The organism is Thalassoroseus pseudoceratinae (assembly GCF_011634775.1).
GTDB lineage: Bacteria > Planctomycetota > Planctomycetia > Planctomycetales > Planctomycetaceae > Thalassoroseus > Thalassoroseus pseudoceratinae.
On sequence record NZ_JAALXT010000003.1, the window covers coordinates 12,549 to 31,947 of the forward strand.

The window sequence follows — 19,399 nt, forward strand, 5'->3', positions numbered from 1 at the left end:
AGGATTTAGCAGGAAGATTTCGATCGATGTCCGACATTGCTCCAGCGGGTTCATCGCCCGGATTGGTCAATACCCAAGACGAAGAACTCATTCTCGTCATGGATTTTGGTTCGCAGACCGCCCAATTGATTACTCGCCGAGTGCGAGAACAGAACGTGTTCTGCCAGCTTGTCCGGCATGATCTTCCCGCGTCACGAATCCGGGAATTGAACCCGAAGGGGCTGATTCTCTCCGGAGGGCCAGCGAGCGTGTATGGTGACGGTGCTCCACAGCCCGATCCGGAAATCTTCAAACTTGGCATTCCGATCCTCGGGATTTGTTACGGCATGCAGTTGGTTTGTCGTTCGCAAGGCAGTGCGATTACGCCAGGCGAATCGCGGGAGTTCGGCCGGACGACACTGCGAAGTCACGATTTGGATGCCCTGTTTCAAGGGATCCCCGTGGAGTCCACGGTGTGGATGAGTCACGGCGACCAAGTCAATAACCTTAGCGAATACTTCGTCTCGCTCGCGGAAACGGAAACCTGCCCCCACGCGGCAGTCCGACAAAAAGACGCCGCAATCTACGGGTTGCAATTCCATCCGGAAGTGACGCACACCGAATTTGGTGGTCGGTTGCTGGCGAATTTCGTGACGCAAGTTTGCGGTTGTCACGGCACATGGCGAATCAGTTCGTTGATCGAACGGGAATCGCAGATCATCCGCGAACGCGTCGGTTCCGATCGTGTCATTTGCGGTCTTTCGGGCGGAGTCGATTCATCCGTCACCGCCGCCCTGCTTTACCAAGCGATTGGTGATCAACTCTCGTGTATTTTCGTTGATAACGGGTTGCTTCGGAAAGACGAACGGGAAGAAGTCCGCCGTGAATTCGGTGACCACTTCAAAACCGATTTGCACATCGTCGATGCGGAAAAGCAATTCCTCGACGCACTTGCTGGTGTGACTGATCCTCAGAAGAAACGCAAAATTATCGGCAAGGTTTTCATCGATGTCTTTCGAGCAGAAGCCAAGTCGATTCAGGACGCCCATTTCTTAGCGCAAGGGACGTTGTATCCCGACGTGATCGAAAGCGGCGCCAACGTGGATGGCCCGGCGGCAACGATTAAATCGCACCACAATGTCGGCGGGTTGCCGGAAGAACTTGGTTTTGAGCTGATCGAACCACTCCGCGACTTGTTCAAAGACGAAGTCCGTCGCATGGGGGTGGAATTGGGATTGCCGGACAAACTTGTTTGGCGGCATCCGTTCCCCGGACCGGGTTTGGCCGTCCGGTGTCTCGGTGAAATCACGGCAGAGCGGTTGGAAACTCTCCGCGAAGCTGACGCAATCGTGATCGAGGAACTCCGCAAAGCGAATCTCTATCGAACGGTTCAACAGGCCTTCGCGGTGTTGCTGCCGATTCAATCCGTTGGCGTGATGGGCGACGCTCGCACTTACGAAGACACGATCGCCATTCGGGCGGTGCAAACTGATGACTTTATGACCGCGGACTGGTATCCACTGCCGCACGAAGTTCTTGGTCGGATGTCGACCCGCATCATCAATTCAATTCGCGGTGTGAACCGTGTGGTCTACGACGTGAGCTCGAAACCACCGTCAACGATTGAATGGGAGTAGTCTCTCGTTTTTCGGTCAAATTGTTGTCCGACGAAGAACCGATGAATTCCGATCGCCGTTCAATGGACAAACCGTACTCATCAGTTTAGTGTGGCGAACACAAATCTACGCATCCCGATCTCAAGGGATGCACGATCATTGAACATCATCATTCGGATCTCGCTATGGTTGCCGCTACCGCTCCGGCGTCGATGGAACCGACTTGGGTCGCTGCAGACAAGGATTACCAACTCGCATTGATCGACGGCAAACTCGTCTGTCGCAACCCGAAGGGGAAGCAGTTGGCGTCGGTCCCCAAGTGGCTCAAAGACAGCGAACTTGCTCAGCAACTCGCAACATTGAGCGACTGGCTTGAACGGCATGAGTCGGAATGCCGCGAGTCCGTGGAACTCTGGATGATGCGGTCGCTGCCGGTGCCGCGTGAAATCCTCGCCGCCGTTTGGGCCGATCCCACGTGGCGGAATCTCTTGGAAAACCTGGTGGTCTGTCGCGTCGACACGCACGAGTTGAATCAAGATGAGTCCGGATTCCTAAAGGACATCGACAAGAAAAAAGGCGTCGGTGTGATTGATCTCGACGGCGAATCGCAATGGATTACGACCCCGACCGTCGCGATTCCTCATCCGATTCTGCTCGCGGATTTGACAGATTTCCGTGAGTTGGTTGTCGAACTGAATTTCGAACAACCCCTCGATCAACTCTTCCGCGAAACATGGCAGCCCACCGAGGATCAGCAGTCCCAAACGAGAATTGAACAGTTCCAGAACGGCAAGTTCGAGCAGCTCAATCATGCATTGGGGTTGTGCCGTCGGTTGGGGTACCGCGTGCGGGGTGGCAGCGCGACTTGTGCGGTGTGGGAACAAGGGCAACTCACCGAAGCCCGTTACTGGATCGGCGGCGAATACCCCGAAGCGGAGACTTGGACGGGAGATCTCATCTTCACCGACGAACGCGAACGCAGCATGCCCATCAAAGATGTTGGCCCCGTCGTCTTCAGCGAAGGCATGAGAATGGCCGCCGCGATCTACGCCAAACGTGTCATCGACGAAGACGACAACGAATAGCGAACAATCCATTCTAGGATTAGAGAAAATTCAAATGGGTTCGCTCGAACCTAGAACGATTGATGAAATAGCAGAAACCGTTCACGGATCACCAAGCGTTTTTCATTGGAATACCCGCAATGACCGATACGACTGCGCTTCTGGAAGCCGGGGCTTTGTTGCCCAAGAAAACGCGTATTAGCAAAAAAGAACAGGTGGATGCGATCAGTGCACGTGCCTACCAGCATCCGGCGATGGGTGAGCGGGTGGTGGTGCGATTAACGCCAGATTCGCTTTCACAGGGTGATGACCTCGAGATGGAGTTTCTAGGGTTTGACACTCCCAAGGTCGATGGCCCCTTGGCTCATAAGCGTCGGCAAGCACTCGGGTTTCCCGGTTGGGCGTTGATTCACGATCCGGATCACGCGCGGTATGCGTTGGAACTCGTCAAGGAGTTCAAAAAGGCGGCTCGAAAAGCTAAGTCCAAACCTGGTCATGCTTACGATGCCTATGTGGAGATCGCCAAACGATTGGGCAAAAGTGTGGCCCATTTTCTGCCATCCTTCTGGGAGCAAGCCGGGCGTGAATTCATCGAGCTGGGCAACAATACGTATGCCTCACGCTGCTTCGGCAAAGCTCGGGAGGCGGAGCGGGTCCATGCTTTGGATGTCGATGAAGATCTCCGCAAAAACGCATTTCTGGAGTTCGCTCTCGCCGGTTGTCTGTCGAACAAGGCCATCACGGAGTACGGCAAGGAACTTCAGAAATCGCATTCTCCGCGTGAAGCGTGGAACATCTTCCGCGAACTTTGCGTACGCCGCACACTCGGCGGAATGCCGCCTTGGACGTCGATGGCGACCGACATCAAACAACTTGTTACCAGTGCAGATTTGGATGTGGAGGATGAATCGGAACGGTTCCTCATCGAAATCCTTGACTCGCCTGCGATTTCTCGCGCTCCGATGGGCTTTTGGAAAGGGTATTCCGCAATTATCACCGATCTCGTCAAGAAAAACGATGAGGTCGCGGGGCAACTGTTGAATCTGGTGCCGGAAACGAACAGTTGGGGGGAACCCGAGCAACTTTGGACTTGGTTGGAATTGCTGGAAAGTTGGGGAATCCTGCAGAATGCGTGGGAAGCTCAAGCGACCGACAACAACGGCCCCGATGGCGGCACAGCGGCCTGGTTGACTCGCTTCACAACGGCCACGGAACGGCCAACACAGCGAGTCTTCGACCTCTTGGATTCAGCCAGTAAGCGATTGAAGAAAGACAAGACTCCGGTGAAGTTGGAGGTGCAACGATGGGGCGATCCGTCGATTTGCGTCGACTTACTCGACTTCGCATTGGAACGAAAGATTCCAGTCGCCGATCCGTCGGAGGACTGTTATTTCAACCTCACAGACTGGGCATCGGCAGCGGATGAAGCCGAAGATCGTCCCCGTGACCCGGTCTTCGTGCATCGTGATCAACGTTTTGGGAAGCTGCTGGAAAAAGCCGTCCCCAACGCGGCCGGTCAACCGGGCTTTGAAGCCGCCGCCCGCGGCAAAGAGGCTTTGAAAGCAGCTCGAAAAGCATGGCTGATGGGGCTCATCGGGTCGGTGGGTACGAAGGCACTACCCGATGCACAAAATGCGTTGAACCAGCTGGAAAATCAAACCACACGGGAGACGTTTCGCGAATTCCCCGAGTGTTACGCGACGCTCAAAGATGCCAGTGTTCAACCGGCACTCGTGCGAAATTTGCAAGGCGGGTTAATCGACGAATACGGTTGGCCAATCTTGGAGGAAGTCGCCGATCGTCTCAACCCGGATGGAAAACAAACCGTGCAATGTTTCGGAGCGTTTCCGCACCTTGTGGTCACGGACGGCCAAACGGCGATCGTGGTGAACGCGACGGAAATCGTCTTTGAACATGAACTCCGGCTTCCGAAGAAAGCGGAACTATCCGACCTGCGTTACTACGACGGACAGCTCTGTGTGTTCTACGAGACATCGCGATGGGAGTCGGCGTTCTATTGGTCAAACGCGCCGAAGAAAACGTTCAAAGAATGGCATCACGGAGGCGGTGTAAGTGGTGCAGTCGTGGACATGCCGGATGGCGGCACGTTCAATGGGCATCGGGTCGTTCATGCTGGCGACAACGAAAACATGCGGAACACCGATAACTTCTTCTTCGACGGCGAACACTACTGGATACTGGAGTGGCGTGTCGACGATCGGCAACTTCGCGAATATGACCCCGTCACCGAGACGAAAGGACGGTGGTCGATGCCATCGTTCTTGGAAGATTTTGTGACTTCCAACACGACGATCGAGCAAGATGCTTGCGCTTTGATGCGGTTGGAAAACGTGGATGACTCGCCGCTGGGGATTAAGGACAACATGTTCGGTTGGCGGGTTCGCTATCCCAAAGACGGTTCGGAAAAATCCTATGAGTGCGAAGGAATCGATGGGCGTTCGTGGCGGGGAACCCTCGGGTACGGTGCCGCGACGGCCTTGCTGGATCAACCTGGGACCGATGCCCGTTTGCCCGTGTCCGGATACTGGCTGACCGATCAAGAACCGCACCTGTGGGACCCGAACGGGGAATACCTGCTTGCCGATTTCGACACCGACGAACGGTACTACAATTTAGGGCAAGTCACCTCGTTGCCGATCGTGTGTTGGCATGCGATGAAACCACGCTCGGTCGCGTTTTCCAAGAAACTTCGGAAAACGAGCGCGACGCAAGCGAAGAAGCTGATCGCCGCCGCGTTGAAAGATATCGAAGCACACGACCCAGATGCAGAGACGATCGAGTTACCGGAGACGACGGCAGCCATTCAGACCTGGATGAAAAAGCCGGAGCCGAGTCGTTTCATCAATGGTGTGGCCGGGGTGTGCTTGTTGGCTGGTCGATTGACGAATCGCTTGCAAACGCTCCTTGAAACCCGTGATCCCGAGGGAGAATCACCCGTAGAATCCGATCCCGTTGCGGAAGCGAATGTCGTCGAAGGCATACGGCAACTCGGCATGCAAGCGGGATGGGGGGAACAGGAACCGTTACTTCCGCACTTGTACGAAACGGCGGCATTCTTCCAGGGAGAACCTCGAAAATCTCGCACACCGGCCGCGGAAATTCCGTTTGAGTGGTTCGATCTACTCGATGGGTTGGAACGCAAAGCTTGGTCGAAGTATTGGACCGATGACAAAAACGAGGATGCTTGGCAGAAACTCCTGGCCATCTGGAGCGATTTGCCGTTCATCGAGTTGCCCGGAAAAATTCGGAAGATCGAAGGAGAATTCGACGGAGCGGCACCGTTCCCAGTTCGCAAAGACGAATACGATGATGCGTGGTACTTTCATGATCACAAAAAGAACTTTTATCTGATGAATTGCGGGTGGCATGATCAATGGACCATCGTGGAATACGCTCCCGACGGAAAGTTCCAAGTGCTGCCGAAATTTCAGATCGAATCCGAAACCAACTACGAACTGATGTGGTCCTCGGAGCAGTGGAAGGTGTTTCTGGAGTCCATAGAAACGCAGGAGAAACCGCTGCTCGACCGTGACATTTTCGTCGAAAAGGCAGAGTCCCTCGGTGTGTCGGCTGCGGAGGTTGGACTATTGTGGTTCGGATGCCCGAACTTCGGTTGGTACGACAAGAATTTCATGCCGAAGCCGCTCCGAGAGCACCTCAAGTTGAAAGTCGCCGAAGCGGCGGCCGCGAAGACGGCGTTGAAGTCGCTACCAGATCATACGCTGACTCGGCTTCAGGACTTACTTTTGGACGGCGACCCGGCGGAGCTTTGGAACACCGAAGATACTCCGGCACTCAATCGCCTTGTAGCCGAATGGGCGAAAGTCGTTCCCAAACGCTTGGAGATTCCCGCAAAACTTTCGGAAAAACTTTGTCAGTCCTTTGGTTACTACCGGCCGGATGGCGAATTGCTCTCTGCATTGGCGTCGCCTCAAACGCATAATTACTTCGATGCGAACGCGAAGTGGGAAATCCGTCAGGACGAAGACGACTACTACCCCGAGTTGCACGCGGATACCGAGGAGCACACCTTCGATGAGTCCGTACTCGCGGCCGTGACGATAACGATTCCGTTTCTGAATTATCATCTTCCGGTCGGAGATGCGGCAAGAAATAGTTTGGTCGACTTGCACGCCGCGACGCTCAAGTGCTTGGCCAATGCGAATTTGCTTCTGCCGTTGGGACATCTTTATCTCTACAGCGAAAAAGAACTCGAACAAGGCAAACAACGACTTGAGCAGCTCCTTGGGAAACCCAAGACCAGCAAAGGGGTCTCGAAAGTCGATGACGGCCTGATCATCGGCTTGATGAAGGAGCATCATCTCGTGTATGCCATTCGTCCGTCGAAACTCAAGAAGGCGAAAGATTGGAAACGGTTGGAAAGTCTGCGTGAGGTTGTGATGTCTCCCCACAGCTCGTACCAGAACCAACATGTTGCCCACTTGCAGCTAGTGAACTCCGACGGGTACAGCAAGATTTGTCAGCGAATCAAGAAAACGCCCGTGGCCGATGGCGGGTATGAAACCAACCCGATGGAGTCCGCTCCGAAACTCGTCTCCGAAGTCGCCGAGCACTACAAAATTGATGAATCGGCAGCGGCACTCTATCTGCAAGTGCTGTCGTTGCCAGACCCGACCACGGCGAACCTCAAACTTTGGAACGATTGGAAGACGGCTGAACTCAACAAGGCCGTCAAAGAGTTGAAAGCAAAAGAGTTGGTGTTGGAAGCCAAGCGATCGCGAGCGGGGCGGAGTTTCTTCTTGCCCGGCGGTTGGGAAGCTCTCAAGTTGCCTCACTTACCGATTGAGACTTGGAAACTGCCGTTATTCGGCATCGAACGCGATTCCGAGGGCGGCCTCGTCATGCCGTTGTCGCGGATCTTGCCAACGAAGCCCGTGCATCAACTGTTCCATGACGCATGGGAACGAGTGAAGAACGGCGACGAGCCCGAATACGAAGAGGTCCAGTGACCCGTCCTTGCGAGTTTGCCTTGTGATGGCGCACAATAAGTGGCGTCATCATTGAGGAAAAACAATGCGAAACGAACGACTTTGGGCCTTGGTCCTCGTCACATTACAGTGTGGGTTAATCGGATTCGTTTCGGGCGGAGTCCTGTTCGCAATCATCGTGATGGCCATCGCCGGATTCGGGACGTTCACACGTTTTCGGATTTCGCTGCGTCCGGAACGGCAATTCATCTGGACGGCAGTTTGCGTTGCGTTCTTCCTGCTGAAATACCGTCTGTCGCCCGTCGAGTTTTCCGCAGATCAGTATTTCATCCGCACGGATCTCATGCATGAGATGGCCCGTTGCTTGGTGTTTATTCAGGCGGCCCAATTTCTGATCCGCTACCCGAAAGATCAGTTGCCGTTGTCCTTGCCCGCATTGGGGGCGGGAGCGTTGGTCTGTGCGAGCGATGTTGAGATGGGACCAGACCAGGGCATCATCGTCGGTGTTCTCGCCGTCGCTTATGCGTTGGGGTGGGCCATGTTTCAGATGGCTTGGCGTCAACGCGGTGCTGTGGAGTTTCGGGCTCCGTCCGATGCGACAAATCGCCGGGCATTGCGGCTGAGAGTAATCACCCTGATTTTGGTATTTCTAGGTCTCGTGTTTTCGACGGGGGCGATTGCACGCTCTGTTGTTCGATATCACCGACCCATCGACGAATGGCTCGTGAGGCAAGTCGAGAATTGGCTCTCTCATTGGATTCAAAAAGACTTCGGCAGCAGCACCGTTGGTTTCAGCGAGCGAGCCAATCTCAATGCGGTGCAAATTCGGAAAACCATCGAAGACGAAACGGTCGCGTTGCGGGTGTTCGCCGAGCGGGAACCGGGATATCTCCGTGGCCAAGTTTATGTGGACTATATCTTGGGGGAATGGAGATCTCCGTCCTCACTGCGATACCCATTGTATCCCCAATACTCGCCCCCGTCGGGACTGGAGCCGATCGCTGACAAGGGCTCTCTGTTCCGGTACCCAAAGTACGATTTGCCAACCAAGGGCGATTGGCGAAGTTTAGAGTGCTGGCGAGACGAATCGCTAAAAGGATTCTCGTTTTCCACGATTGGTACCACGCATCTCCAAGCACAGACGGACGAACTTCGTTACCGTAGAGCCGGATTATTCGACTTGGGAGAATTGCCACCGGGAACGCCATATGTTGCTTGGGAACTTACCGGAGACGACCACCCGGCGAAGCAGCTCGTGGCCATGACCGAGGAAGAGACGACGCTTTATACCGGTTTGTCTCGGTATTACCAACCGGACCAACCGGCACGTCCGGCGATCGCTGAGGAACCCGAGGGCCATAGACCGCGTTTCGACCGCTGGCAAGACCCCCGAAGTTTGCCTCCGGATCATCCATGGCCACATCATGGTTTCGATAGTCGCTTCAACGACCCTGAGATGATGGTGTCACGGGCACCGTATCAAGGTGATTGGCTTGGGAAAGTTGCAGACGTTGTCTTTGATGGTTGTGAAACAACCGCCGAGAAAATGGCAGCGGTCGAACGGTATTTTCATCGGAACTACGAATATCAATTGGGAATTGATATCCCGGAAGAGCACTGGCATGACCCCGATCCGCTGCAATTCTTCCTTGACCAAAAACCACCCGCCCATTGCGAATATTTTGCCACTGCCGCGGTCGTTTTGTTGCGGCGTGCGGGCGTGCCGGCTCGATACGTGACGGGGTTTGTCGTCAGCGAACGAAATGAGATTGGCAATTACTGGGTCGCGCGGAATCGCGATGCACACGCTTGGTGTGAAGCCTTTGATCCGGAACGCGGTTGGGTGATCGTCGAAGCCACACCTGCCGGCGGTGTTCCCCAGTCCGTGGCGGTATCCGGTTGGCGGCAATGGTGGGAAGAATTGAAAGCAGCCATCGTGCGTCTTCAAGTCCACATTGGAGATCGAAATTGGAGTCTCGTGTGGAGAACCCTGTGGGGATCGGTGACATCCGTTTTCACGGCTTTGATTTTCATCGGTCTAGTCTATTGGCTCTACAAACGCTTGCCCTGGCGGTTGCGATGGAAAAGAGCACACGCTCGTTCGCAAGACCAGTGGGAATTGGCTTTGGAAAATTTGCTTCAGGGGGTCGAACGAGATCTCCAACCGTTAGGCTGGAAACGGTCCGCGTCGGAAACGCTCCATCAGTTTGCGTTGCGTTTGGCTCGTCCCGTCGAACGAGAACCCAGTGCGGATTCCGATGAGTTCAAGAAACACCACGCCCACGCATTCGCCGATTGGCTTCGGGCCTACGCGTTGCAGCGATACACCAAAAAGCCGGACGAATCGATGGTGCTCGAATTGCAGAACTCCCGTCCGCAATTGTGACCTGCCCTGTTGTTCCGCTTTCTGATATCATTCGAGAAATTCCTCGGCGGCGTGGGTGGCATTAGGGAGTCCACGGATGGACATGTTCGTGATTGAGGGCGGACGTCCGTTGGTCGGACGGGTGAGCGTCAGTGGTTCAAAAAACGCGAGTCTACCCATCATGGCGGCGGCCATCATGGCGGAATCGCCCTGTCAATTGCATCACGTGCCGGATTTGCTCGATGTCCGGACGATGTCGCGACTGTTGCGATTACTCGGACTTCAAGTTCATTGGCGACATGAAAATTCCGAGACCAAAAGTCGGACGCTCAAGTTGGCTGTCCACGACGAAGCTGGGTGCCTCGCCGATTACGATTTAGTTCGTCAGATGCGGGCGAGCGTTTGCGTCTTGGGGCCTTTACTGGCGAAACGTGGCCAGGCTTGTGTGGCATTACCGGGTGGGTGTGCCATCGGTGATCGCCCGATCGACTTGCACCTCAAAGGTTTACGCGCATTGGGTGCGGAAATCCAAGTCGAACGCGGCTACGTGAAAGCCCGAGCGAAGCAACTCATTGGCAGCAAAGTCTTCCTCGGCGGTCCGTTTGGCACGACTGTCACGGGAACCTGTAATGTGATGTCCGCTGCGACTTTGGCACGAGGCGTGACAACCATCGAATCCGCCGCGTGTGAACCGGAAGTCGTCGAACTCGGGCGGTTCCTAAACCGCATGGGGGCGTGTATCGAGGGGTTGGGAACATCGCAACTTCGAATTGAAGGGGTACGCCGTCTCAACGGGGCCACACAGGTGATTACACCGGACCGAATCGAAGCTGCGACACTCATGATGGCAGCGGCAATGACACGGGGGGAAATCGAACTCGACAACGTTCCGTTGGCTCAGATGACGACTGTCATCGAAAAACTTCGGGAGATCGGGGTTACAATCGAGCCATTGGCCGACAATCGAACTTCGGACGGAATTGATGTCGCAGAACAAAGCGGATCGGTCCGAGTCATCGCCAATCGTCGACCAACCCCCGCCGAAGTTGTGGCGATGCCCTATCCGGGAATTCCCACGGATGTGCAAGCTCAACTGATGGCATTGCTCGCTTTGGCTGATGGGGCGAGTTTGGTGACGGACCGCGTGTTCCCCGAGCGTTTCCTGCACGGCCCGGAGTTGGTGCGGCTTGGTGCCAATCTGCGTCGCGATGGTTCGTCCGTGATGGTTCAAGGAGTGGAACGCCTTTGCGGAACAGACGTGACCGCCGGAGACTTGCGAGCCAGTGCCGCACTCGTGTTGGCGGCGTTGGCCGCTGAAGGGACGACGACGGTCCATCAAATCTTTCATCTGGATCGTGGTTACGAACGACTGGAAGAAAAACTCTCCGCATTGGGCGCGTTGGTTCGTCGCGTGGAAGACACTCTGGAATCGCCGCGAACAAACCGTCGGTCATCGGTGGATTCCCCACTCTCGCATCGGGAATTTGAAATCGCTATGCTACGCGACCGTGTCCTTCCCCCTCGGTAATTCGTGATTTCGCATGGTGAGCGGTTTCCCGTTGGAATCGTTTTCCGCCCCGCAATCGGTCGGTGTTGATTGCCTCAAGGAATGCGTGTCGCGACGCCGATTTTCCTTGATTCCCGCGTCATGCAACGCATCCACACCACAATTTGGTGGCGAGTCCTTCTGTTGACTGCCTTGGTGCCCAGCATCATCGTGCTGGCACTAAAGATTGAAACGAACATCGACGACGTCTACCAATGGCTTCCGGATAATTCTCCAGGGTTGGTCACGTACGAATGGTTCTTGGAACACTTTGGTTCCGACGATGTCGTTGTGGTCTCTTGGCCCGATTGCGACTTAAACGATCCAAGAATTCAGTTGTTCGCCGGCCAAATTGAATCTCTGCAGCATTCCAGACTCATTGCGGAAGTGCTGACCGGTCCGGAAATTGTCGAGCGTCTCACGAGTGAAAATAGCCAACTCACGCGGGGCGATGTGATTGAACGTCTCGCGGGAACGTTGATCGGAGCCAACGGGAAGACAACCTGTCTGACGATCCGACTCACGCCGTCCGGACAACGGCATCGGACCGAAGCCATCCAAGAGATTTTCCGTGCGGCCGCCGCGACGCCGGGGCTTAGCCGAAAAGAATTGCGGATGGCCGGCTACCCCTATTCGGGATACGTTGCCGAAGCCGCTATCAAACGAGCCATTCTACTATTCACCCCGCCGGCGTGTCTGGTTTCGATTATCGTCGCGTGGTTTTGTTTGCGGAATTTTCTGGCCGTCCTGGTGACGTTGTTCCTATCTGGTGTCGCGACCGGTGCTGCCGTTGCCTTGATTCCGTTGTTTGGAACGAAGCTTGACGGATTGCTCACGGCGGTTCCCTCGTTGATTTACGTTCTGGCGGTCTCAACTTGCATTCACCTGATCAGTTACTTGAGGTCGGCTTCCGAAACACTACCGACAGAGCACGCGACTCCAGAGATAGTGGCGCGACGTGGATTCGCGTTGGCCTGGAAACCATCGGTGGTTTCATCGGTTTCGACAGCGATTGGCATGGGATCGCTCATCTCCAGCCAATTTCCCGCCATTCGACAGTTCGGGATATACTCCGCAGCGGGCACGCTCCTGATGCTCGTGCTGATTCTATTACTCGCTCCCGGACCGTTAGCGTATTGCGTGATCGGCTCGCGTGGCGGGCTGCATCCGCCGCAATTTCTCCAACGCTCGTTGTGGCGTGGCTTTCGTTTGGCAACAACGAAATCGGTCGGCGTCGTTCTTGCCATTTTCACCATCGCCATTCTGCTCGGAATGCAACTTGGTAACATCCGGGCATCGGTGGCGGTCGAAGATCACTTTCGCAGTGACAGCGACTACCTTCGCGACTTGTACTTCATCGAAAGCGAAATCGGACCGTTCGGTGCCGTCGAGGTGGTGCTGGGTTTTCCCGATACGCAATCAAGCGATTTCGATCAGCGATTCCGACAAGTGCAGTCGATCGAACGACAGCTCAAAGGACTCTCCGATGTCTCGACGACGTTCTCCGCAACCACGTTGGTTCCCCTGCCCGATCGACTACAAGGCCGCGTGGGCTTCCTCGCGCGAGTAGTGGCTCGAAAGCAACTCCGCGACTCTCGCGAGGAAATGCTGGACGGTGCCTATCTTGTCGAGTTCGATGATCGGGAATGGTGGCGAATTACGATCCGGGCCAATGAAATCGAACGGATCAATTTGGTCGATTTTGAAAGCGCAGTCCGTGCGGTCGTCGATGAAGAGTTGCAGTCCGCCGAAGCAACGGATGTCAAAGTGGAATACACGGGAGCTGCACCGCTGTACCTACGATCTCAGAAGAGTGTAATTCGCGATTTGTTTCAGAGTTACGCGTTGGCGTTCTTGATTATCGCGGTCGTGATGGCACTTGTGCTGCGAAGCGTTTTTGCCGGGATGGCTTCGATGATTCCGAACGTGCTACCCAGTGTTGTCGTATTCGGGGGAACGGCCGCGTTGGGATTCGATTTCGATTTCGCGACGATTGTGACGGGGAGCGTGGCGTTGGGAATCGCGGTCGACGATACCGCTCACTTTTTATTGCGATATCGTGACCACGAATCGGAATGCCCCAACGATGCCCTCAAGCACACCTTCCAAGAATGTGCCCCCGCTATGCTGACCACCACGCTCGTTTGCGGTTTAGGCCTACTGGTGTTTCTGCCGAGTCCATTGGCAACTCAAAGTCGGTTTGCGATCACGATCTTTTGCCTGCTGATCGTCGCGGTCCTCTCGGATTTGATCCTCGTTCCCGCGTTGCTCTCGACTCGTCTCGGTCGTTGGATCTTCGGACGCTGACCGCACCGATCAACGTCTCGATCTACCGTCGATTCGAGAAGAAATCGTCATCCGCAAATGGATCGGCTTGACCTGATGAACGGCGTCCTCGGCTGGTTGGAAAACTGACGCGACCAGTCGATTCCGGAAGCCGTTCGCTCACGCATTGCCGCAACATGGACGATGCTTTCAAACCGTAAGTAGCCGCCAAACCCGCGACGAATCCGCCCACATGAGCCCAGAAGGCGACTCCTGCCGCTTCCACATTGTTGATGCTGCCCACGCTTTGCACCAACTGGATCAGGAACCAGATTCCCAAGAACACCGGGGCGGGGACGGTCAAGGTGTAGAAGATCACGAACAGCGGCAGCACCGCAAGTACTCGCGAGTGCGGATACAACAGGAAGTAGGCCCCCATCACACCAGCAATCGCACCACTCGCCCCGATGGTGGGAATCGCCGAATTTGCATTGAGCAGTAAGTGCGTACCACTCGCAGCCACACCGCAAGCAAGATAAAACACAAGGTAACCCAAATGCCCGTAACAGTCTTCGACGTTATCGCCGAAGATATAGAGAAACCAGATGTTGCCGAGCAAGTGCATCCAACCGCCATGCAGAAAGATGCAGGTCAGTAGTGTCATCCAAGCGGGAACGGCGGACGGTGCTGCCTCCCGCATAATGATTTCCGGCTTTCCCTGCTGACCACGACCGTCTTTTGGAGTTTGCACGTCGGGGATTTCGACGGCTTGATTGGGATGCAACACACGGGCGGGAATCATCCCGTATTCTTCGACGAGGGTCGGTTCACCGTCCGGACGCGAAATTTGCATCAGAAATGCCACAACGCAGGCGGCGATCAAGGCATAGTTGACATATGGGGTTTCGCGGGAGGGGATATCGTCGCGGATGGGAAACATTCGTGGCTCCGTCAGATGGTCCGAAAAAGTTCACGGAATTGTAGTGATCTCGTCACCTCTGTGTCAGAGCAACGTTATGAATTCTCATCCCCTATCGTTATTCACCAGCGTCCCGTCCCTGCTCCGCAAGTGATTCGAAGTAGCTTTTCCGAAGATCTTCGTACTTCGGCAGATACTTGTCGCCAGTCATATTCAGCAATTTCTTCCGAACAGCGGGCGGCAGGTGTCCCCATACATCCCGCATCAAATGTTGACGATCCGGAGGCGACGCACCACCACCGGCAGCTGTTTGGTTGGCGTCTTCGGAGGACTCCTTCGACCGATCGTTGGCTTGTGGTCGTTGCGACGTCTCCGATTCTCCGGATTGCGGTTGAGGCTGCTGATTCGCTTCGTTTTGTTGCGGTGACTGATCGGATTTCTTGTCGTTGGATTGATCCTGATCCTGCGGTGGTGGTTGCGAAGGCGGCGGCGACTTTGGTTTTTGATTCTGCGATTGCTCCGCCAGATCGATCAGCTTTTGCAAATCGCTAATGACTTTCTCTTGAATCTGACGTGTTTCTTCATCGGTTTGCGACTCTTGAAGTCGCTTGCTAGCCGATCGCATCCCCGCCACAGCGGTTTCAATGGGATTTTCCAACGTCGGAGCCGGTTTCTCCTCGTCGGTGGTTTCTTCAAGCTGTTCTGGATCGAGTAATTTCTCGTCGAGCGGCTTTTGCTTCAGCAGTCTTGGCGGCGTGGCCTTCGCTGGTGGTTTCGCCAGTTCACTATCGTCGGCCATAACCGGAATCGGTGCCAAACAGAACGCCGAAAGCGTCCACTTGAGTAGTTGTCGTCGCATGAAGTTTACTCCGGTTTCTCCGGGGTGAGGTCGTCCAGTTCCAAGTCCAGGTCGATTCCCAAATCCTTGAGTTCATCATCCTTAGACTTCGATTCCGGCTTCTTCGCCTTGGCAGGTTTCGTTTGCGGTTCGTCCGGCTCGCTTGGATCAGGCTCGGAACCAATGGGATCACCGCCGAACGAATCCATAACTTGTTTGGTCAAGTTGCGTGTAATGTCGGCAAGCGTGCTTTGTTGCTCGGTCAGTTCGGCCAATTCCGCTTGCTGGTCCTCGTTGAGTTCCCCATCCGCACGTTTGCGGTCCAGTTTGGCAGTGCGTCGCAAGATGTCTTCTTGCAGCGACTTGAGCATTTTGAGTTGGGCGAGTTGCGGAATGCCGTCGGTTTGCGGTCCGCCCGACTGAGGCTTGTCCTGTTGTTGGTCCGCTTGTTCTCCGTCCGTTTCCTGTTCCGCGTCGGGTTCCTTTTTGTTTTTCTCCAGAGCCGCTACCAAATCGAGGAACCGATCCCGAGCGGCTTCCTCGGCATCGATCGTGGAACGGTCCGTCATCCGCTTTTGCAATCGTTCGGCAGCCTGTCGCATGTTGTGCTCGGCCCCCCGAATGGCGAGTGCGAACACGGCGGCCGCTTCAATCTTCTTCGCCAATTCGGAAGTTTCGTCGGCGAGCGTGATTTGTAGTTCTGCAAGATTCCGTAGTGAGACGAGTTGCCCGCGTGTCAGTCGACCGCGATCGCGACGTTCGGCTTCTAACCGATTGGTTTCATCAATGACCGCTTGTTGACGCTCGACGAAGGCCGTAATTTCGTCGGCAATTTTTTCCAGCAGCTCCCGCGCGAGTTGTTCCTCAGCGGCTTGTTGTTCCTCCGCAAGTTCCTGCTCGGCTCGCTCCAAGTCTTCGAGGGCTTCCTGCATTTCCTCAACTGCGTTCGGGTCCTCCTTGGTCAAGCGTTGAACGGCTTCTTCCATACGACTGGCTGCCCGACGTGCCGACGAACCAGGACGACCGGCTTGCATCCGGCGAAGTTCACGAGCTAATTCCGCCGCTCGTTGTTGGAGTTCTTCTTGCTCCTTGCGGAGCCGCTCGAGTTCTTGTTTCTGCTCCTTCGGATCGTCGATCGACTCGGCATCCTGCATCTTGCGAAGCATCTCGGTTTGATCGTGTTTCAGTTCCTCCAACCGCTTCCGCAGGGTCTCTAATTCGTTGACAAGTTCCTCGGTGTTCGCGGCACCCCGGTTCTGCAGAATGTCGTCGAGTTCCTTGAGTTGCTCCGTGGCCTGCGACTGTTGCTCGGCGGCGGAACCGATTTCGTTTTCGGCTAGCGATTGGGCAGCTTCCCTCAGCATGCCTGCGGTGGCCGACTCACTCAGATGCCGTTGGGCATCGTCCAATCGTTCGGCGATGTCCGGGCGACTTTCTTTTAGTGTCTCGGCTGATTTCTTGAGATCGGACTGAAGTTTTTCAATACGCTCGGCCTGATCACGTTGACGATCCGCCAGCTTCGCCAAATCCGCCCGATCTTGCGGCGAGAGTTTCGAGCGGTTCTTGCCAAGCGTTCGTTGGCCAATCTCGGCTCGTTCGTTGTTGAGAGAATCTTGCTCGTCACGGAGGTTCTCGATATCCGTCGACAAGTCACGCTGTCGCCGCCACTCCGAGAGTTCATCGAGCAAAGTCCCCAACGACTTCAATATCGCGTCCTGCTCACCGGCGGTTTCCTCCAATTGCTCTTTCTGACGATTCCGTTGCTCGTCCTCGGATGGTTTTGTGGAAGCGTTGGTCTCGGATTCGGCTTGCTTTCGCGTGTCGATCAATGCCCGTTCGATTTCGGGAAGATGATCCTCCTGGATGACACGCAATTCCTCTCGAATCCGTTTGAGCCGTTGCTGCATCGGTTCGGACTGAATGGCATTGGCCTGCATTTCGTCTTGGATGTTTTCGGCCCGAGCGTCGATCCCATCCAGCGGATGTGTCAACCGACTGCCGATCTGCTTTTGTTCCATTTCAACGCGTTTGAGTTGATCAATGTCTTCCGGTCGAAGTTCGCCGGCATTCTCCAATTGGATTTGGAGTTGCTGAATCGTTTCCCGTGCCTGGCGTTGTGATTCCTCGACATCTGCCAACTCATCAACCAAGCCGGACTGTCGATCCTCGAACTCCCGTGTTTTCTGCTCTGGTGTGACAATCGACAAGGTCCGCGTGAGCGACCGCCCGATGTGTCGCTGTTCGTCAATGCGAAATGCGTCTTCAGCTTCCGCCCAGGTCACGACTTGTTGGCCTGGTTGGAGGGCGAATTGACTTAAGTCCAACTCGTAATTCGCGACCTGTTGCATCCGATCTTCGCCCTCGAAGGGCAGACTGATCGAAACCGGTTCGGACTTCGATTCCGCATCCGCGATTTGATAGACCAAACGCAATCCGGCTAAACCGAGATCGTCTTTGGCTCCAAGGCGGAATGGCACCACGGCGGTGGGGGTGACTTGGCGGTCTGTCTCGGGCAGCGCGATCCAAACGTCAGGGGTGTTGTCGGCGATGCCGCGAACTTCGTATCGCGGAGCGTCGGCATCCTCGAAACCTTGGTAATCTTGCAGTTCAAACCAGTAGGAGTAGACGCCAGCCTCTTCGATGACGAATGACGTTTGCAATGTGCGTTTGTCGTCCGCATTGATCGGGATCGCAATGGCGGGGGCTTCCTTCACTCGCAAACGGGCCGTTCGCAACGGTTTGTTGACATGCAGGGTAATGTCAACGCGTGTGCCCAGAAAACCTTCCACGTGCCCCGTGCCGGGCGGAAGTTCGGCGGGCGGTTTCCCAAGATACTCAGGTGGGGTCAGCGTGACCTGAAGCGAGTCGATCTGCGGTGGAGGCACAACTTCGACTTTGTGCCAAGGCATCTCGTCATCATCTCCACCGACCGCCCGAAACCACAATTGTTCTTCGAGCGGACGCAATTGGCTCACACCGACGGGTCTCGCGTCGCCACGATCGTCCTGGCGAGTGACCTTCCGAACGGTCTCGGTACGCACGCCGGCAGTGGTTTCTGGATCGGTGCCATCTGTCGTTTTTGGAGAACTTGTTGTTGGGGCATCCGTCCGAATGAGAAGTTTAACATCGTCCGGAAGATCACCTCGCTCGTTCTCGATATAGAGATCGAGTCGATCACCGCGGGCGATGCGGAGAGGTTCGATCTGTGTGCCAATCGGCTGGAACTGCTGGTCCAGAATGACTAGACGTGTTTTCTTGGGCCATGGACGTTCCGCAAATGGGAAGAGCAACCGTTGTAATGCCGTCGATGCGTTGGCCTGGTTGAATCCGGCGACAACCGCCACAACAAGACACACCCCGATCGCGACCATCACCGCTCGACGAATCGGCCGTGTTTCCACGAGTTCCTCCACACGCAGTTGTCGCACGTGACGGAGCGTTTGCTGAACGACCTGCCGTTGCAGATCGGGTGAACCGATCCGGGCATCGCATTCGCCGTCCAAGAACTGAACGGTGCTGGCGAAACTATCCCGAAAACCGGGGTAGCGTTTCTCGATCCGGAGGGCGATGTCGATATCACTGAGTGTTCGTCGAAGTGGTGTGATCAGCAATCGCCACGCGATCCATGCGGAGCCGATCAAGATCGAACATCCGAAGATCAATCGGATACCCGGATCGTCAATCCGAATGAGCCAGTCCAAAAATCCCGCTAGGAATAACCCGCCGAACACAACCGCGACAAGCCAACTCACACCGTACAACGCCAACAGTTGACGGACGCGTTTGCGGAGTTGCAACAACTGTTGCCTGAGATCCTGGTTGGTCATGGTTTATCTC

9 protein-coding genes are annotated in these 19,399 nt (G+C 55.3%); 6 read left to right on the forward strand and 3 right to left on the reverse strand.

The annotated features are described in order from the left end of the window. Positions 1 to 26 precede the first annotated feature (26 nt). The 6 genes from guaA to G6R38_RS10415 all read left to right on the forward strand — a co-directional run bounded on the left by guaA (position 27) and on the right by G6R38_RS10415 (position 13,847). Entirely contained in the window at positions 27 to 1,616 is a 1,590-nt protein-coding gene (guaA, locus tag G6R38_RS10390; protein ID WP_166824246.1) for a glutamine-hydrolyzing GMP synthase, read from the forward strand. 164 nt (positions 1,617 to 1,780) lie between these two features. Further along, positions 1,781 to 2,680: a DUF4132 domain-containing protein gene (locus tag G6R38_RS10395; RefSeq protein WP_206028544.1), complete on the forward strand. Its 900-nt coding sequence runs from the start codon at positions 1,781 to 1,783 to the stop codon at positions 2,678 to 2,680. 119 nt (positions 2,681 to 2,799) lie between these two features. After that, positions 2,800 to 7,650 carry a hypothetical protein gene (locus G6R38_RS10400; RefSeq protein ID WP_166824249.1) on the forward strand — a complete coding sequence of 1,617 codons (4,851 nt, stop codon included), beginning with the start codon at positions 2,800 to 2,802 and terminating at the stop codon, positions 7,648 to 7,650. A gap of 64 nt (positions 7,651 to 7,714) precedes the next feature. Further along, positions 7,715 to 10,015: a transglutaminase-like domain-containing protein gene (locus tag G6R38_RS10405; protein ID WP_206028545.1), complete on the forward strand. Its 2,301-nt coding sequence runs from the start codon at positions 7,715 to 7,717 to the stop codon at positions 10,013 to 10,015. Positions 10,016 to 10,091: 76 nt separating this feature from the next. Next, positions 10,092 to 11,522, forward strand: coding sequence for a UDP-N-acetylglucosamine 1-carboxyvinyltransferase (murA, locus tag G6R38_RS10410; protein ID WP_166824252.1), 1,431 nt, complete (start codon positions 10,092 to 10,094; stop codon positions 11,520 to 11,522). Positions 11,523 to 11,603: 81 nt separating this feature from the next. Next, positions 11,604 to 13,847: an efflux RND transporter permease subunit gene (locus G6R38_RS10415; RefSeq protein WP_166824255.1), complete on the forward strand. Its 2,244-nt coding sequence runs from the start codon at positions 11,604 to 11,606 to the stop codon at positions 13,845 to 13,847. A gap of 22 nt (positions 13,848 to 13,869) precedes the next feature. Here G6R38_RS10415 and G6R38_RS10420 read toward each other — a convergent pair whose 3' ends face one another. The 3 genes from G6R38_RS10420 to G6R38_RS10430 form a co-directional block, all read right to left on the reverse strand. Beyond that, positions 13,870 to 14,745 carry a rhomboid family intramembrane serine protease gene (locus G6R38_RS10420; protein WP_166824258.1) on the reverse strand — a complete coding sequence of 292 codons (876 nt, stop codon included), beginning with the start codon at positions 14,743 to 14,745 and terminating at the stop codon, positions 13,870 to 13,872. A 97-nt stretch (positions 14,746 to 14,842) separates the two neighbouring features. After that, positions 14,843 to 15,583, reverse strand: coding sequence for a hypothetical protein (locus G6R38_RS10425; RefSeq protein WP_166824261.1), 741 nt, complete (start codon positions 15,581 to 15,583; stop codon positions 14,843 to 14,845). 5 nt (positions 15,584 to 15,588) lie between these two features. Next, the gene (locus G6R38_RS10430; RefSeq protein ID WP_166824264.1) at positions 15,589 to 19,389 is read right to left on the reverse strand and encodes a hypothetical protein; all 3,801 of its coding nucleotides are present in this window, start codon (positions 19,387 to 19,389) and stop codon (positions 15,589 to 15,591) included. Positions 19,390 to 19,399 lie beyond the last annotated feature (10 nt).

What these genes read in the sequence shown, in the direction of transcription:
- G6R38_RS10400 (WP_166824249.1), top strand. Translation starts at nt 2,800, where the DNA reads ATGACCGATACGACTGCGCTTCTGGAAGCCGGGGCTTTGTTGCCCAAG.
- murA (WP_166824252.1), top strand. Translation starts at nt 10,092, where the DNA reads ATGGACATGTTCGTGATTGAGGGCGGACGTCCGTTGGTCGGACGGGTG.
- G6R38_RS10395 (WP_206028544.1), top strand. Translation starts at nt 1,781, where the DNA reads ATGGTTGCCGCTACCGCTCCGGCGTCGATGGAACCGACTTGGGTCGCT.
- G6R38_RS10405 (WP_206028545.1), top strand. Translation starts at nt 7,715, where the DNA reads ATGCGAAACGAACGACTTTGGGCCTTGGTCCTCGTCACATTACAGTGT.
- G6R38_RS10415 (WP_166824255.1), top strand. Translation starts at nt 11,604, where the DNA reads ATGCGTGTCGCGACGCCGATTTTCCTTGATTCCCGCGTCATGCAACGC.
- G6R38_RS10430 (WP_166824264.1), bottom strand. Translation starts at nt 19,389, where the DNA reads ATGACCAACCAGGATCTCAGGCAACAGTTGTTGCAACTCCGCAAACGC.
- G6R38_RS10420 (WP_166824258.1), bottom strand. Translation starts at nt 14,745, where the DNA reads ATGTTTCCCATCCGCGACGATATCCCCTCCCGCGAAACCCCATATGTC.
- G6R38_RS10425 (WP_166824261.1), bottom strand. Translation starts at nt 15,583, where the DNA reads ATGCGACGACAACTACTCAAGTGGACGCTTTCGGCGTTCTGTTTGGCA.
- guaA (WP_166824246.1), top strand. Translation starts at nt 27, where the DNA reads ATGTCCGACATTGCTCCAGCGGGTTCATCGCCCGGATTGGTCAATACC.